This window comes from Acinetobacter sp. YH12100, from assembly GCF_013419135.1.
Taxonomy (GTDB): Bacteria; Pseudomonadota; Gammaproteobacteria; order Pseudomonadales; family Moraxellaceae; genus Acinetobacter; species Acinetobacter pseudolwoffii.
On the sequence record NZ_VPAQ01000013.1, the window covers coordinates 32,068 to 48,282 of the forward strand.

Consider the following 16,215-nt stretch of genomic DNA (forward strand, 5'->3'; position numbering starts at 1 on the left):
AATGTCTAGGCTGGCCAATTTTGGTAAATCTGGTTGAGCAGTTCTGCGGCTTTTTCACGGTCGGCAAAACTGTTATCGGCATTGAACACAGCGAGGTTATTACTTGAACCGACAGAAGATAATCTTAATACATAGGTTTGCTGGTCGACCCGAATCGTGACTTCGTAACGGTTTTTATTCTGCGCAACGATGCTATGATTCAGGCTGCTGAGGGTGGCAAGCGTATATTGCCAAATTGTAGCAGAATTTCCGTCAATTTTAAGCAGCGGATTAAGATTTCCGTCTGTGACCAACTGTGGTTTACCAACAGCATTGCTTTCAGTCAGCTCAGCTTGAGTGGTGTTTTCAGTCTGGGCCTGAGGGCGTGGCAAGGCAAAACGGTTGCCACGCTGGTTTTCAAGCTTCGGTGCATTTTCAATTGCAAGCGGATCGACTGTTGGAGCAGGATACAATGGCGTTGCAGGACGTACCATGGCGCCTTCAGGATATTGTAAAGCGTCCAGAGTTGTAGTTTCTTTATAGTCTAAAGTGCCGTTATTAAAGGCCATTGAACTACAACCTGCCAAACTGAATACTGAAAGTGTAAGGCTAAGTCCTAAACGTAATTGCATAATCTTGTGCTCTTTTATTTAATAACGCCCGCTTCGACCAGTGCTTCATGAAGCGGAGCGCGATATTGTTCTGCAAGTGGTGTTAATGGAAGGCGAATGCCAGTACCAATTAAGCCCATGTCATGGAGTGCCCATTTCACAGGAATTGGGTTTGATTCGCAAAATAAAATATTGTGTAAATTTGCAACCTGAGCATTTAACTGTTCAGCGTCTGTAGCATTACCTGTAATGGCAGCGGCACACACTTCACTCATGGCTTTCGGAGCCACATTCGCTGTGACCGAGATATTGCCTTTGGCGCCATGACCCATCAGCTGATATGCCGTTGCATCATCACCTGAGTAGACCACCATGTCTTTGTCTTTCAGACCTTGCAAGAGTTCAGCACCACGCGGTACATCACCCGTCGCATCTTTAATCCCGACGATTTGTGGAATATCGGCCAGACGAATCACGGTTTCATTCAGCATGTCGACACCGGTACGGCCAGGGACATTATACAGAATCTGCGGAAGATCGACCGCTTCAGCCACAGCTTTATAATGCTGGTACAAGCCTTCCTGGGTCGGTTTGTTATAATAAGGCGTCACCAGAAGAGCAGCATCGGCGCCGAGCTCTTTGGCTTCACGGGTAAGTTGGATGGCTTCACGGGTCGAGTTTGCGCCTGTGCCGGCAATAATAGGAATACGTTTGTTGGCCACACGAATGATTTCTTTGATCACCTGGGTGTGTTCACTCATGCTCAGGGTCGAGGCTTCGCCTGTCGTTCCAACGGCAACAATACTGTTGGTGCCCTCTGCAATATGCCATTCAACCAGCTTCTCGAGACCCTTCCAATCTACGCTGCCATCTTCAAACATAGGGGTGACGATTGCGACTATGGAACCTTGAATGGTCTGTGCTTGCTGAGTCATTTTAAAAAACTATCCTATTTGTCCATCCGAAAGGAATGAGAAAACATAAATTGGGATGGATTTGTATTTTGATTTATAGCAAATTCAATGGACTTGCGCTGAATTGAAGATTGCTTATGCAAATTATGACTGATCAAACGCATAAGAACAATATGCTTTAGTCAAAGCCACTCAATTCTTTATACAAAGCCTTTTGAAAACAATCAAGTAATAAATTAGATGATTTATCCGGCGAAATACCGCAGTCAAACTGCGACTTAAGTCCCGGTTCAGCAAGATATTATGGAATTTTGTCTGCAAAATTAGCTCGATTTGAGTAAAAATCTCGGCCAAGTCGTGAATTTCGTTGTCTTTAGCTGCTGAATTAATATTTTTATTGAATGAACCTATATGTAAAACATCTTTGTCTGGGGGCTAAGCTGATGTAAACAGATTGAAAAATTGAATAGATTAATCTTTTTTTAATATCAATGAATTGCATGATATTTTTCTAATCGGTTGGTTTTTTAACTTGATGTATAAGTCTTAAAGTATAAATTTTGAATTTTAAAACTTTTTGATTAATTGCTTTTGCGACTTTATCTCAAGGTCTATTGCATGGAGCTGCTTCAGCTGCTGTGGGGATATCCAAGTAAAACGTTCAACTTATTGATAGTTATTTCTGCGCTCAGGCTCATAGATGATGGTCTTTCTTTTGTAACGCTGATTGAACAAGGATAATCCAATGGAAAAATCAGACAATAAGCATGCTATCGTCACGGTCGCCATCTGTTTTCTGATAGCGGTGATTGAAGGCTTGGATATTCAGGCTGCTGGTATTGCTGCAGCCGGTGTGCGTGAGCACTTCGGTCTCGATAGTTCCCAGTTGGGTGTGTTTTTTAGTGCAGGGATTCTGGGTTTATTACCCGGTGCACTGATCGGCGGTCGATTTGCAGACCGTATCGGCCGTAAGAAAGTGTTGATCTGGTCGACAGCAACATTTGCCATATTCACTTTATGTACAGTTTGGGTCAATAGCTTTAACAGTCTGCTGGCAGTACGTTTTCTGGCCGGAGCAGGTCTGGGCGGTGCGATGCCGATTCTCATCACACTCGCTTCTGAAGCGGTATCGCCGCAAAATCGTGGTCGTGCAGTCGGCTTGATGTATTGCGGTATGCCTGTGGGTGCTGCGATTTTATCTTTAATTGCTGCGACTGAATTTGGTGCCAACTGGAAAAATGTTTTCTATCTGGGCGGCTTGTTACCGATTTTTGCAATTCCATTGATGATGCTATTTTTGCCTGAATCGAAGGAATACCTGAAAACACAGAACAAAACTGCAGCAGAACTTGCCGTTGCACCACAAGGTTCATTTAAGGACCTGTTTAATTCGGACAACCTGTTACGTACCATGTGCATCTGGATCAGCTACTTCTTTACGCTGATGGTGGTTTACATCATGTTGAGCTGGTTACCCTCATTGTTTATGGAACTTGGCTTTAGCCGTAAGGATGGTTCAACCGCACAGTTCTACTTCATGGTCACGGCGACGATTGGTACAATTATCCTGGGTATGCTGACCGATCGCTGGAAAAAAGCGTATGTGATCCTGTTGATGTACGGCGGTATTCTTGCAGGTCTATTGGCACTAAATGGTGCAAGCTCACTGAACCAGATGTATATGGCAGCAGCATTGGCAGGTGCCTTCGTAATTGGCTGTCAGGGTGTACTTTATGCCTTCGGTAGTATCGTGTATCCAACAGAAGTGCGCGGTACCGGTGTCGGTGTAGCTTCTGCAGTCGGTCGTATTGGTGCCATGCTAGGCCCAGTCATCGCAGGTCAGCTCCTGGTGGCAGGTTTTGGTGCCGCAGGGGTAATTACAGCCGCAATCCCATGTATCATCATCTCTGCACTGTGTATGCTATTCCTGGTGAACCGTACCAAAGTGTAATAGGCCAAGATTTGAAAAAGCCTGCTTTTGCAGGCTTTTTTGTGTTTAAAATTCAAGGAATCAGATCCGCAGTGCGGTTAAAAACAGGCAGAATCAGAATATGCAGTCACAGGGTTTTTAGCAGCCGCTCTAAAAATCCGATAACAATTTGCGCTATGCTTGGACATAAATCGAGATTTCAATGGATGAAAATACATGCAAAATAATATCGCATTGCTGGTCGTAGATGTACAAAGAGGATTTACCCCAGGGGGTAATCTGGCAGTGGCCAATGCTGACCAGATTATCCCCAATATCAATTTATTGGGGCAGTATTTTCAAAATATTATCCTGACGCAGGACTGGCATCCAGAAAACCATATTTCTTTTGCAGACAATCACCCCGCTAAAGCGGCTTATGACAGCATTCAGCTGGATTATGGCACTCAGGTTTTATGGCCAAAGCATTGTGTGCAGGGGACAGTAGATGCCGAGTTGCATCCGGATTTAAATTTACCGCAAGCGCAACTGATTATCCGCAAGGGTTTTGATTCCCGGATTGACAGTTATTCCGCCTTTATGGAAGCAGATCAGAAAACCACAACCGGTTTGGCCGGCTATCTGCGTGAACGTGGTATTGATACGGTATTTGTGGTTGGGATTGCTACCGATTTCTGTGTGGCTTGGACCGCCATCGATGCCTGCAAACTGGGCTTTAAGACCTATGTCATTGCCGATGCCAGCAAGGGCATTGATCTCAATGGTTCCTTGCAACATGCTTGGCAAGATATGCTGGCGCATGGGGTAAAACGCATCTATACCAAAGATATCGTTCAGCCGGTTTAAAATTTTATCATGATGCGCTTCGGATATTTATTTGATCTTCGGCGCATTTAAATCTTCAGATTTCTGGTATTGAGAGATGCCTGTTTTATCTTGTTATTATTCTGCCTTTGTACCCCTGGATGAACCCCATGTCAGCCTTGCTCCAGTTTAGCCAATTTGTCCAAAAAACCTTTGCTTTATGGGTCGTACTTTTTTCCGGCATTGCCTTGATGATCCCTGAAGCTTTTGTCTGGTTACGGGCTTATATTCCTTGGATGTTGGGCATCATTATGTTCGGCATGGGCATGACCATGACGTTAGGCGATTTTAAAAGTGTCCTGCAAAGTCCGAAAGCGGTAGCAATTGGTGTCGTCGCCCAGTTCATGGTAATGCCAGGTTTGGCTTTTCTACTGTGCAAGCTGTTTCAGCTGCCACCGGAGATTGCGATCGGGGTGATCTTGGTGGGTTGCTGCCCGGGTGGAACGGCATCCAATGTGATTACCTATATGGCCAAGGGCAATACTGCCTTGTCTGTTGCCTGTACCTCGGTTTCTACGTTACTGGCCCCCATTCTAACTCCGGCCATTTTCTATGTGTTGGCCAGTCAGTGGATTGAGATCAATGCTTGGTCGATGCTGGTGTCGATCTTACAGGTGGTGTTATTCCCGATTATTCTGGGCTTAATCGTACGGGCGCTACTCAAGCAAAAAGTCACGGCCTATATTCAGGTGATGCCGTTGATTTCTGTGATTGCAATTGTGGCAATTGTCGCGGCGATTATTGCCGGCAGCAAAACCCAGATTCTGGAATCCGGGTTAATGATTTTAGGGATCGTGGCTTTACACAATGGTATGGGCTATTTACTGGGTTATTGGGCCAGCCGTATATTTCACTTGGCAGAAATAGACTGTCGTGCAGTATCCATTGAAGTGGGGATGCAGAATTCTGGTCTGGGGGTGGCTTTGGCTGCGACCCATTTTGCTGCATCTCCAATGACCGCTTTACCAAGTGCCATTTTCAGTCTGTGGCATAATATTTCAGGACCAGCACTAGCCACTTATTGGGCTGCCAGACAAACTGAAAAAACAGACACCTAATTGCAATTTGATGACAGCACACAACCAACCAGAGCATGATTTTTTATAATGTGAAAAAGTTAGAATATTAATTTATATGGATTTATCAAGCTTTGTAACATAAGTGTCATGAAGTCTGCCTAAGATCGCCCCTCAATGATGTGAAACAACAGACTGTGATCAACAGCATTGAGAGGGCATGGAACAATTTCAGCATTCGTCAGCGACCTATTTTAATCGGGAACTTTCCTTATTTGAATTTCAGCGTCGTGTCTTGGCACAAGCACTCGATTCGAATTTACCGATTTTAGAGCGCTTAAACTTCCTGATTATTTTTTCCCGTAACCTGGATGAGTTCTTTGAAATCAGGATTGCCGGGCTGATGAAACAGCAAGACCTGAATGCGACTACCCGGACGCCTGATGCTGTACCTACCGAGCTGATTCTACAAGAACTGTCCCAGTCCATTCATGCCACAGTTAACAAACAGTATGAGGTACTGAATCATGCAATTTTGCCTGAACTTCAGGCGCAGGGGATTCAGTTTCTTCAATATCAGGATCTTCTGGAAAAACACAAGGCCTGGATTGCAGCCTTTTTTGCCAAAGAAGTGCAACCGGTACTGACCCCGATCAGTCTGGATCCTTCACATCCTTTTCCACGTTTGGTGAATAAAAGTCTGAACTTTATTATCAGCTTGGAAGGTAAAGATGCCTTTGGCCGTGAAATCGAGATGGCAATTGTGCCGGCACCCCGTTCTTTACCGTGCCTGATTAAAATTCCGGAAGACGTTGCCGGAAACAATGCTACCCAGATTTTTCTGACTGCGATCATCCAGCAGCATATCAGTGATTTGTTCCCGGGCATGAAAGCGACCGGATGTTATGCCTTTCGGGTCACCCGCAATGCCGATCTGGTACTGTCGGAAGATGTTGATGATCTGGCAGTGGCTTTAAAAGACGAACTGTGTTCGCGCCGCTTTGGTCGTGCGGTACGTCTGGAAATTGAAAATGACTCTCCTCAGAACATCATCAATTATTTGCTGGATGAATTTGATCTGACGGAACAGGAACTGTACCGGATTGATGGGCCGATCAATTTGTCCCGCCTGAGTACCAGCTTTGAGCGTCCGGAATTAAAGTATCCGCATTTTAGTCCGGTCATTCCGAAAATTTTCCGTAAACAGAAAAGCATTTTTGAAATTTTGAAGGCGCAGGATGTGCTACTGCATCATCCTTTTGATTCATTCCAGCCGGTGATTACTTTACTGCGCGAAGCGGCTAAGGATCCGGCGGTGCTAGCGATCAAGCAGACCCTGTACCGTAGTGGTCCGGACTCGGAAATTGTTCAGGTGCTGGCAGAAGCCGCACGAAATGGCAAGGAAGTCACGGCCGTGATTGAACTGCGGGCGCGTTTCGATGAAGAATCCAATATTATGGTGGCAAATATCCTGCAAGAAGCGGGGGCGGTTGTGGTGTATGGCATCGTCGGTTATAAAACCCATGCCAAAATGATTCTGATTGTCCGCCGTGAAAACCAGGAATTACTGCGTTATGCACATTTGGGCACTGGAAACTATCATGCCGGGAATGCCCGCATGTACACCGATTATGGCCTGATGACCACACAGCTGGATATCTGTGAAGATGTGCACCGCATGTTCCAGGAACTGACCGGTATGGGAAAAATGGCCAAACTGAAAGCCTTGCTGCATGCGCCGTTTACCCTGCATAGTGAATTGCTGAAACTGATTGACCAGGAAAAGGCATTTGCCCTGGCTGGAAAAGCCGCGCATATCATCATCAAAGTGAATGCGCTTACCGAACCGCAATTGATTGCTGCCCTATATCAGGCTTCGCAGGCCGGGGTGAAAATTGACCTCATTGTGCGTTCAATCTGCTGCCTGATTCCACAAGTCACCAACATGTCAGAAAATATTCAGGTACGTTCAATCGTAGGACGTTTTCTGGAACATACCCGGGTCTATTATTTTGAGCATGGCGGCGCCAAGAAACTGTATTGTGCCAGTGCAGACTGGATGGGGCGCAACCTGTTTTCCAGAGTTGAAACCTGTTTCCCGGTGCTGGATCCAGCGCTGAAAAAACGGATTTATAAAGATGGCCTGATCAGCTATTTAAAAGATTGTCAAAATGCATGGGAGCTAGATGCCGATGGTCAGTGGCATAAGGTCCCCTGTCAGGATCCGGCCCAGCCTTATAATGCCCAGCAATATCTGCTGGAACAAAAACAATTAAAAATTTAAGGGGTAGGCCAAGATACGCTGGCGTATTTTTTTATATCCATAAAAAAGCCGGATGTTGGATCCGGCTTTTTTAATTGAAACATTCAGGGATATTTATGAGGCTTTGGACTGTTTGGATTTTAGAATTTCGGTTCTAAAAGTCTGTGCCAGCTCGGCGCTTTCAGCATCCATTCCATTCACCACAAAAGCATGACGGGTCAGGACATTGGTTGGATTTGGCATGCTGACCAGCTGGAAGTGGTCGCTTACATCTTTCAGCAAGGTGTTCGGTACATGTAAGGCACTTTCTTTCGCGACCAGATGCTGAGTCAGGCGCTCAGCGGCCTGTACCGAGCTGAGCTGCATCTCCTCGACTTTAGAGGCAATCGCGCTGCGGGTTTGCAGCACAAAACGTTTTTCTTCACGATAGCGTTTATACAGGACTTCCGAAAGCAGCTGGAACACGGCACTGATCATGGTCAGGCAAGCCAAGGCATTCGGTTTGTCTGCCGCAATGCTGATAGTGGCACCTTTTTCATCAAATTTATGCACAGTACTAATATCACTGCCATTCAGTTTGTAGCGCTGCACACAGAGTTCAGTGGCTTTATTCAGGAAAATCTGACACAGGTTGAAATAAGGCACCGATACGGTTTTATTCACGCTATCGAGTAACTGTTTTGGATCATAGAACTGGATATTCAAGCTCAGGCTATCGCTTTCCAGTACAGCTGGCTTATGTTCTTTTTCTTTGGCTTTATTTTTTACTGCCTGCTGGGCTTGGGCAATGGCCAGCGCAGCATTGTGCTTTTCCTGTTCCAGAGCTTGGGTCAGGGTCTGAATCTCGAATTTTAAACGGGATTCATTGTTAATGCGTGCCAGATATTCGGTTCGGCTAGGACGCGCGATCGCGCGGTACGCCACCCAAATCAAAGCATGAATAATGAAAGAGAACAGAATCGCCAGCCATTGCGTCCGCAGAATTTCACCCATACTTGGCTCAATCAGGGTGATTTCAATCAGACCGACTTTTTTCTCGTTTTGCAGTGCATCACGGACAAAAACTTCACCATCACGAGTTTTGGTCAGTCCACCGGTGGCTAAAACCTGACCTTTCGCATCCAGAATTCGAATCGAAGCCACACTCGGGTTGGTCGCATAACGATTTGCCAGCAAAGCCAGAGAAACACGATTGGCGGGTTCCAGCTCGGACAGGCTGTCTGTCACCAGTTGACTGGTGATCAGCTGCCCCTGACTGGTGCGGTTTTCATTCAGTTGGTGAGTGGTTGCCAATACCAGTAAAAAGGTATGCAGAGCAAAACTTACAATCAATAGGCTAGCAAATAGCCCTTGTCTAGGCGCATTCAACGTAAACTTCCAAGGCAATTCTGTTCAATTTCGATTATGATTCTAACAATAGTTGTAGCTCAGACCCGAGTCAATTCATGCGAGAAATCATTCTTATATCATTTTTAGGACCTGACCAGCCTAATCAATTTACACGATTAATGCAGGTTTTGTCCGCCCATTCCCTACAGATTTTAGATGTGGGGCAAGCGGTTATTCATAATCAGTTAACCTTAGGTATTGTTGTAGCGTCTGATGACCAAACGGCGACAGCATTAGCCATGAAGGAAATCCTGATTCTAGCACATGATATCGGGTTAACTGTGCGCTTTAAACCGATCTCTGCGACTGAATATGATCAGTGGGTCAAAGAGGGTGGGCGCACACGTTATATCGTAACGGCATTGGCCCCTGAATTAAATGCCTCTCATTTGCAGGCCGTGACCCAGATTGTCTCGGCTCAGGGTTTTAATATTGAAACCGTAACCCGTCTGTCTGGCCGTCTGGCCCTGGATGGCAGCAGTACCGGTCCGAAACGTGCCTGTATCGAATTTGGTTTAAAAGGACAAATGCTGGATGCCGCAGCCATGCGTGCTGCCTGTTTGCGTTTGTCCAGTGAACTGAATGTCGATGTTGCGGTTCAGGAAGACAATGCCTATCGCCGTAACCGCCGTCTGGTCTGCTTTGATATGGACTCGACCCTGATCGAACAGGAAGTGATTGATGAACTGGCGATTGAAGCAGGGGTCGGTGCGCAGGTTGCTGAAATCACCGAACGCGCCATGCAGGGTGAACTTGATTTTCAGGCCAGTTTCCGTGCCCGTGTGGCTTTATTGAAAGGCATGGATGCATCGGTACTGCCGAAAATTGCCGAGCGCCTGACCATTACCGAGGGTGCTGAACGCCTGATTTCAACTTTGAAAGCATTGGGTTACCGTACTGCAATTCTGTCGGGTGGTTTTCAGTACTTTGCCGAATATTTGCAAGGCAAACTGGATATTGATGAAGTGCATGCCAATGCGCTTGATGTTCAGGATGGTGTAGTCACGGGTGAAGTCAAAGGTCATATTGTCGATGGCGCGCGTAAAGCTTTATTGCTTGGCGAAATTGCCAAAGAGATGGGAATTTCCCTGGAACAGACCATTGCAGTCGGTGATGGTGCCAATGACTTGCCAATGTTATCGATTGCAGGACTCGGTGTGGCTTTCCGTGCCAAGCCACTGGTGCGTCAAAATGCCACGCAGGCGATTTCCAGTGTCGGTCTGGATGGGGTGCTGTATCTGCTCGGGGTACACGATAAAGACCTGAATCAGGCATAAACACTATTTTTGATAGAATAAACGCGACCTCAGGGTCGCGTTTTTTGATTGCCTTTGTACTAAGGTGACCAAGCCAGCAGAGAAGATTGACTATAAAAACATCGATCATCTTAAACGGAAAAATAATTTTTTCAGTCAATAACAGCCCTGATAATTTTGTAATGACACGCCAACATTGACACAGTCATTGATCCACAAAAATGCCAAAAGCAAAAAATGTAATGACAATATAATATCGCGACAAAGTATGTCGTGAGACCAGATCACAGGACTTTTTTTATGCAAAAAACTCAGCATAATGCAGGCATAGAGATACAAATCAACAGATTCCATTTTATTGATTGAACGAAATTCAATAGATAGAACCGTTGCAATATCAAACAGGCAAACTATCTATTTGGATGGAGGGGTTTATATGGTAACAGCGAATTTAGCAACGATCGTGGGCTTCAGTTTAGTCGCTGCAGCTGTAGTTGCTGTGTTCTTCTCGCCTTATCGTCGCTGGTTGAGTTTTATGGCAGCCGGGATGCTGGTCTGGGGCTTGATTGAGATGATTCGTGTAGGCACACAAGCCTGGTTTGATCTGCCAATGACCTATAGTTATCTGAGTGCATTGACAGCAGTCATGATGGTGGTCACTTTCTTATTATTGCGTGAAGACCGTCGTGCAGAGCGTGCCTTGGCAAAACGCCGTTGTATCGAACATACGCCAGTCTATGAAGATGACCAGCAGCAGCTTTCGAGCCGTTAAGTCTACAAATCGCAAAGAAAAAATGCACCCACGGGTGCATTTTTTAGCTTAGAAATATGATACAAACTGCTTAATCAACCTAGCCAAGAATTATGCTAGGATATTTGTCAATTTTCGTACAATTAGAATAGGCATCCTCCATGAAACTGTCGTCCATTCCTGTGTTAAAACTTCCTCTTATTGATATGAGTACCGATCCACTGGACTTGTTGGTCGCGGGTCTGGCTTTACGTATGAAGCAATTGGCACGTACCAGCCCAAAATTTATTGAACTGGTACATGAGCGTCAATTCCGGATCCAGATTGGCACAGATGAAGGTATGGCACGTCAAATTATTGTCAATAATGGCCAGATTGAGACGGTTTCAGGTGATGCAGAGAAAGCAGATTTTGTATTGCAGTTTGCTGATAGTGAACAGGGTGTAAAGACCTTGGTCAAAGGTGACCCGACAGCATTCATGACCGGTATGCAAAGTGGCACCATCAAAATGGAAGGTGACTTTGGCCTGCTGGTCTGGTTTAACCAGGTGGCGAAGATGATTCCACCCAAATTGCCCAAACCGGTCAAAGAAAAAATTAAATTTGCCCGGGCGTTTATTAAAGAAAAAACGGGTAAATAAAACTCTGCTCCTGACTTCCTCTCCTTTTTCAAGGAGGGCTGAGGGCAGGATTCAGCCAGTTTCAATCTGGGTAATGCCAGTCAGTTAGGGAGTTTAGATCTAAGCTCCTTAATTTTTTAAATCTTTTGCAGAAACAATTATTTTCTAATCTTGCGGTACAATACACCTGATGCCCCAGACCGTTGGGGATGAGGTTTCCAGCTACCCCATATCATTATGAATAACAATAATAAAAAACCAGACAGTTTCCTGCCTGATCTCGATTACTGAATCTGAGGGCTTTTTAATGTGGAAAATAATGTCGCTATTCAACTTCTAAATTAAAGGTCACCGGCCCATCATTGACCAAATGTACTTTCATATCCGCTGCAAAAATACCAGTTTGTACATGTTCAAATTGTGACTTTGCATAGTCAACCAGTTGCTCATACAGCTCTTTTGCAGCAGCAGGTGGCATGGCAGGGCCAAAATCTGGACGTAAACCTTTTTGGGTTTGCGCCATCAGGGTAAATTGCGAAACCAGCAGTAAACCACCTCCGGCCTGACCGACATTCCAGCCCATTTTGCCTTGTTCATCATCAAAGAATCGGTATTTCAATATCTTATCAATCAGCTTTTTACCTTTTTCCAGATTGTCGTCCTTGCTCAGACCCAGAAAAACCAGAATTCCTTTATTTATTTCGCCAGTGGTTTCACCCTCGACCACGACTTTAGCTTCTAAAACTCTTTGTAATAAGGCACGCATTTTACATATTGACTGATAACGATAGATGGGCGTGATTGTAACAAGAATAAAACCTGAAGCAGTATCAGATGCTAATTTTTATGAGTTTTAAATATTTGAAAATCAATTGATTAATTTTTATAAATTCATTAAAACGATTGAAGTGATAAAAATAATCTGTTTTAACAATTTTTAGTTTTTATATATCTTAGCACCTGCAGGAAAGGTAATAAATTGAGAGATTTAGAAATGTTTAAGCGTTCATTACTGGTTGCAATGCTTGCAACTGTCACAGCCACACAAGCTGCTCCTCTAACTAAAGACAATGGCGCGCCAGTCGGTGATAACCAGAACTCAATCACAGCAGGCCCAAATGGTTCAGTCTTGCTTCAAGACGTTCAATTGGTACAAAAACTACAACGTTTTGGTCGTGAGCGTATTCCGGAGCGTGTGGTACATGCGCGTGGTACAGGGGCGTATGGTGAATTCGTTGCAACTAAAGACCTGTCTGATTTAACAATTGCTTCTCTATTCAAGACCGGTACTAAAACTCCAGTTTTTGTCCGTATGTCTACGGTAATTCATGGTAAAGGTTCACCGGAAACCCTGCGTGACCCACACGGTTTCGCGATCAAGTTCTATACTCAAGAAGGGAATTGGGATCTGGTCGGTAACCAGACACCGGTATTCTTCATCCGTGATGCGATCAAATTCCCGGACTTCATTCATGCAATGAAGCCAAGCCCGGTGACAAACGTACAAGATGCCAACCGTGTGTTTGACTTCCTGTCGAGCCAGCCATGGGCTACCAACATGCTGACTTATGTGTACGGCAAACAAGGTGTGCCCACCAGCTACCGCGAACAGGACGGTTTCGGTGTACATGCTTACAAGCTATATAACGACAAGGGCGAATACAAATATGTGAAATTCAACTTCCGCTCGCAACAAGGCGTGAAGGGGCTGAATGTGAAAGAAGCTGCCGTGCAACAGGGCAAAGACTTCAATCACTTGACCAATGATCTTTATAACAACATTTATGCCGGCAACTTCCCGAAATGGGATCTGCATATCCAGGTACTGGATCCAAAAGATCTCGGCAAGTTTGATTTTGATCCACTTGATCCCACCAAGATCTGGCCAACTGACTTAGTTCCAGAAGTGAAAGTGGGGACATTGACCCTGAACCGCATGCCAAAGAACTTCTTCAATGAGACTGAACAGTCGGCATTTGCACCAGGTAATCTAGTTCCGGGTATTGAGCCATCGGAAGACCGTCTGCTACAAGGCCGTATCTTCTCTTACTCAGATACGCAAATGTACCGTCTGGGTGTGAATCACCAGCAAATTCCGGTGAACCGTCCAGTGGTTGCTGTAAATAACAACAACCAGGAAGGTTATATGAACGTGTCTGAGCGTGACTCGGATGTGAACTATGAGCCAAGCCGCAAAGAGCCAAAAGCTGCAACTGCAAAAGCACGTGCGGTACAAACACCATTATCGGGTCATGTACAGCAAATCGGTGTGAAAGAGCAGAACTTCAAGCAGGCAGGTGAGCTGTACCGTTCGTATACTGCCAAAGAGAAAGATGACTTGATTATGAACCTGGCTGCGGACTTAGGTGCAGTAAAAGATTCAGAAACCAAGCACATCATGTTGTCTTATTTCTACAAGGCAGATACCGACTACGGTACACGTATGACCAAAGCGGTGAAGGGCAACATCGCAACGGTCAAAGCCAAAGCAGCACAACTCAAAGACTGATTTTGATTGGTCGATCAGGATTGGTGACTAGGGTTTAAGAATTCACCTCCGCAAAGTCCTGTAGAACTCCAAACCTTTCCTGCACCCTAGGGGGAGTTCTACAGGCACTACGTTTTACTCATCTTATCTAATCTGAATAGAATCATTTTCGATTCATGTCTCTATTTGATTTCTGTTGGAGTTCATCATGAAAGCTATGCAGCATGCAGTTTTAGCCAGTATTCTCGCGATAGGTTCCATATTCGCAAACGTGGCCACCGCCAAGGAGATCTCCCCTGCTAAAACTGTGGACAATATTCAGATGAGCTCACAACAGGAATTAGTTGCATTGTTTTTTGCCGCAGCCAAAACCGGCAATGACGAAGTGATTCATGAATTTCTCAAGTATGGTTTTCCTGTTGATGTACGCAATAGTGCCGGTTTTACCCCACTGATGATGGCGACCTATTATGGCCATCAAACTATTGTGACGACCTTGCTCAATCATGGTGCTGATCGCTGCGCCCGCGACAATAAAGGCAATACCGCATTGATGGGGGCACTGTTTAAAATGGAATTTGCGATTGCCAAACAGCTGCGTCAGGTCGACTGTGATGCCCAAGCCAAGCAGACCGGGCAAAAGACCACAGCCGAATTTGCCAAGGTGATTGGTCAGGAAAAACAGCTGCAGAAAATCATTCAGGAACAGGGGAAAACCCAAGGCCAGTTGTCAAAATAAAACCCATTATACTCTGATACTTTTGTCGCGAATTCAGCTAGCTGTACGTAAATCCTGCAATATTACATAAAATTTTATGCTTTAATGTTGAGATAAGCACAGCGATATTTCCTTAGTTATGGCTCCAATTATCCGTTCCCTGTTAGATACTGACTTGTACAAATTCACCATGTTACAAGTGGTATTACACAAGTTTCCGCAAACGCATAGTGTCTACCATTTCCGTTGTCGTAATCTGGAAGATACAGTCTATCCACTGACGGATATTCTGGATGATCTCAATCATCAACTTGATCTGTTGTGTCAGCTCAACTTCAAAGAAGACGAGTTGCAATATTTAAGAAGTCTGCGTTTTATCAAGAGCGATTTCGTCGATTATCTGGAACTGTTTCAACTGAAACGCCGTTTTATTCAGGCCAGTATCGATAGCGAAGGTCGTTTAGATATCACCATTGAAGGCCCGATGGTTCAGGCGATGATGTTTGAAATCTTCGTACTGGCAATTGTCAATGAACTGTATTTTAGCCGGATCCGTAGTCCTGAAGTGCTGGCTGAAGGTGAGCGCCGTTTACAGGCGAAAATACAATTATTAAAAGAATACGATGCATCGCAACATCCACATGATCCGCCATTTTTAGTGTCGGATTTTGGGACACGTCGCCGTTATAGTTTCGAATGGCAAAAGCATGTGGTAGAAGAATTCAACAAGGCTGCACCACATGTCTTCCGTGGTACCAGTAATGTGTTATTGGCGAAAGAATTGGGAATTACCCCGATTGGCACCATGGCGCATGAATTCCTGCAAGCATTTCAGGCGCTTGACGTGCGTCTGCGTAATTTCCAGAAATCTGCGCTGGAAACCTGGGTACAGGAATATCGTGGTGATTTAGGTATTGCCCTGACTGATGTGGTCGGTATGGATGCTTTCCTGCGTGATTTTGACCTGTATTTTGCCAAACTGTTTGACGGCCTGCGTCATGACAGTGGTGATCCCTATGTTTGGGGTGACAAGGCCTATGCACATTATAAAAAACTGAAAATTGACAGCAAAACCAAAATGCTGACTTTCAGTGATGGTCTGAATCTGGAAAAAGCCTGGAAACTGCATCAATACTTTAAAGACCGTTTTCAGGTCAGTTTCGGGATTGGCACCAACCTGACCAACGACATGGGCCAAACCCCCTTAAATATCGTATTGAAACTGGTGGAATGTAACCGTCAGTCGGTGGCAAAAATTTCAGACAGCCCGGGCAAAACCATGACCGATAATGATACTTTCCTGGCTTATTTGCGTCAGGTTTTCGAGATCACTGAACCTGCTTAAGCACATTTTAGACATGAGTAATTTTAAAAACCGCTTCGTTACAGGGGCGGTTTTTTTTATACGAGATGGAT

General features: G+C 45.0%; 14 protein-coding genes. 10 read left to right on the top strand and 4 right to left on the bottom strand.

Features of this window, described 5'->3' with window-relative positions; translation table 11 throughout:
• Positions 1–5: 5 nt before the first annotated feature.
• Together FTU40_RS10295 and dapA are read right to left on the bottom strand one after the other, a co-directional pair.
• Positions 6–611 carry a lipoprotein-34 precursor (NlpB) gene (locus FTU40_RS10295; RefSeq protein ID WP_074383825.1) on the bottom strand — a complete coding sequence of 202 codons (606 nt, stop codon included), beginning with the start codon at positions 609–611 and terminating at the stop codon, positions 6–8.
• Between the two features lie 14 nt (positions 612–625).
• On the bottom strand, positions 626–1,525 hold the full coding sequence (gene dapA / locus FTU40_RS10300) for a 4-hydroxy-tetrahydrodipicolinate synthase (RefSeq protein WP_005173340.1): 900 nt from the start codon (positions 1,523–1,525) through the stop codon (positions 626–628).
• Positions 1,526–2,249: 724 nt separating this feature from the next.
• Between dapA and mhpT the strand changes: the two genes are divergently transcribed.
• The 4 genes from mhpT (at position 2,250) to ppk1 (ending at position 7,598) form a co-directional block, all read left to right on the top strand.
• Positions 2,250–3,455, top strand: a complete 1,206-nt coding sequence (mhpT, locus tag FTU40_RS10305) for a 3-(3-hydroxy-phenyl)propionate transporter MhpT (RefSeq protein WP_005173339.1) — start codon at positions 2,250–2,252, stop codon at positions 3,453–3,455.
• A 195-nt stretch (positions 3,456–3,650) separates the two neighbouring features.
• A complete protein-coding gene (gene pncA, locus FTU40_RS10310) occupies positions 3,651–4,280 on the top strand; it encodes a bifunctional nicotinamidase/pyrazinamidase (RefSeq protein ID WP_005173338.1) in 630 nt (209 codons plus the stop codon).
• A gap of 128 nt (positions 4,281–4,408) precedes the next feature.
• Positions 4,409–5,356, top strand: coding sequence for a bile acid:sodium symporter family protein (locus FTU40_RS10315; protein WP_180040729.1), 948 nt, complete (start codon positions 4,409–4,411; stop codon positions 5,354–5,356).
• Between the two features lie 178 nt (positions 5,357–5,534).
• On the top strand, positions 5,535–7,598 hold the full coding sequence (gene ppk1, locus FTU40_RS10320; RefSeq protein WP_180040739.1) for a polyphosphate kinase 1: 2,064 nt from the start codon (positions 5,535–5,537) through the stop codon (positions 7,596–7,598).
• A gap of 93 nt (positions 7,599–7,691) precedes the next feature.
• Here the strand turns inward: ppk1 and FTU40_RS10325 are convergent, their stop codons facing one another.
• On the bottom strand, positions 7,692–8,945 hold the full coding sequence (locus FTU40_RS10325; RefSeq protein WP_180040741.1) for a hypothetical protein: 1,254 nt from the start codon (positions 8,943–8,945) through the stop codon (positions 7,692–7,694).
• A gap of 77 nt (positions 8,946–9,022) precedes the next feature.
• On the opposite strand from FTU40_RS10325, the gene serB reads away from it, so the two are divergent.
• The 3 genes from serB (at position 9,023) to FTU40_RS10340 (ending at position 11,614) form a co-directional block, all read left to right on the top strand.
• Positions 9,023–10,243 (top strand): phosphoserine phosphatase SerB, encoded by a 1,221-nt coding sequence (gene serB, locus FTU40_RS10330; protein WP_180040743.1) that lies wholly within the window; start codon positions 9,023–9,025, stop codon positions 10,241–10,243.
• Positions 10,244–10,658: 415 nt separating this feature from the next.
• Positions 10,659–10,994 (top strand): ciprofloxacin tolerance protein AciT, encoded by a 336-nt coding sequence (gene aciT, locus FTU40_RS10335; protein ID WP_074383829.1) that lies wholly within the window; start codon positions 10,659–10,661, stop codon positions 10,992–10,994.
• A gap of 140 nt (positions 10,995–11,134) precedes the next feature.
• Positions 11,135–11,614, top strand: coding sequence for an SCP2 sterol-binding domain-containing protein (locus tag FTU40_RS10340; protein ID WP_005173328.1), 480 nt, complete (start codon positions 11,135–11,137; stop codon positions 11,612–11,614).
• Positions 11,615–11,918: 304 nt separating this feature from the next.
• Here the strand turns inward: FTU40_RS10340 and dtd are convergent, their stop codons facing one another.
• A complete protein-coding gene (gene dtd, locus FTU40_RS10345) occupies positions 11,919–12,359 on the bottom strand; it encodes a D-aminoacyl-tRNA deacylase (RefSeq protein WP_074383830.1) in 441 nt (146 codons plus the stop codon).
• 228 nt (positions 12,360–12,587) lie between these two features.
• Here dtd and FTU40_RS10350 point away from each other — a divergent pair, with 228 nt between their 5' ends.
• From FTU40_RS10350 to pncB, 3 genes are all read left to right on the top strand, one after another.
• Positions 12,588–14,102, top strand: a complete 1,515-nt coding sequence (locus FTU40_RS10350) for a catalase (RefSeq protein WP_100329536.1) — start codon at positions 12,588–12,590, stop codon at positions 14,100–14,102.
• Between the two features lie 187 nt (positions 14,103–14,289).
• On the top strand, positions 14,290–14,820 hold the full coding sequence (locus FTU40_RS10355) for an ankyrin repeat domain-containing protein (RefSeq protein ID WP_180040745.1): 531 nt from the start codon (positions 14,290–14,292) through the stop codon (positions 14,818–14,820).
• Positions 14,821–14,938: 118 nt separating this feature from the next.
• Positions 14,939–16,144: a nicotinate phosphoribosyltransferase gene (gene pncB / locus FTU40_RS10360; protein WP_100357001.1), complete on the top strand. Its 1,206-nt coding sequence runs from the start codon at positions 14,939–14,941 to the stop codon at positions 16,142–16,144.
• Positions 16,145–16,215 lie beyond the last annotated feature (71 nt).

Coding starts and splice junctions, on each gene's coding strand:
- aciT (WP_074383829.1), top strand. CDS start 10,659: ATGGTAACAGCGAATTTAGCAACGATCGTGGGCTTCAGTTTAGTCGCT.
- FTU40_RS10340 (WP_005173328.1), top strand. CDS start 11,135: ATGAAACTGTCGTCCATTCCTGTGTTAAAACTTCCTCTTATTGATATG.
- FTU40_RS10315 (WP_180040729.1), top strand. CDS start 4,409: ATGTCAGCCTTGCTCCAGTTTAGCCAATTTGTCCAAAAAACCTTTGCT.
- FTU40_RS10295 (WP_074383825.1), bottom strand. CDS start 611: ATGCAATTACGTTTAGGACTTAGCCTTACACTTTCAGTATTCAGTTTG.
- dtd (WP_074383830.1), bottom strand. CDS start 12,359: ATGCGTGCCTTATTACAAAGAGTTTTAGAAGCTAAAGTCGTGGTCGAG.
- ppk1 (WP_180040739.1), top strand. CDS start 5,535: ATGGAACAATTTCAGCATTCGTCAGCGACCTATTTTAATCGGGAACTT.
- FTU40_RS10355 (WP_180040745.1), top strand. CDS start 14,290: ATGAAAGCTATGCAGCATGCAGTTTTAGCCAGTATTCTCGCGATAGGT.
- serB (WP_180040743.1), top strand. CDS start 9,023: ATGCGAGAAATCATTCTTATATCATTTTTAGGACCTGACCAGCCTAAT.
- pncA (WP_005173338.1), top strand. CDS start 3,651: ATGCAAAATAATATCGCATTGCTGGTCGTAGATGTACAAAGAGGATTT.
- dapA (WP_005173340.1), bottom strand. CDS start 1,525: ATGACTCAGCAAGCACAGACCATTCAAGGTTCCATAGTCGCAATCGTC.
- FTU40_RS10350 (WP_100329536.1), top strand. CDS start 12,588: ATGTTTAAGCGTTCATTACTGGTTGCAATGCTTGCAACTGTCACAGCC.
- mhpT (WP_005173339.1), top strand. CDS start 2,250: ATGGAAAAATCAGACAATAAGCATGCTATCGTCACGGTCGCCATCTGT.
- pncB (WP_100357001.1), top strand. CDS start 14,939: ATGGCTCCAATTATCCGTTCCCTGTTAGATACTGACTTGTACAAATTC.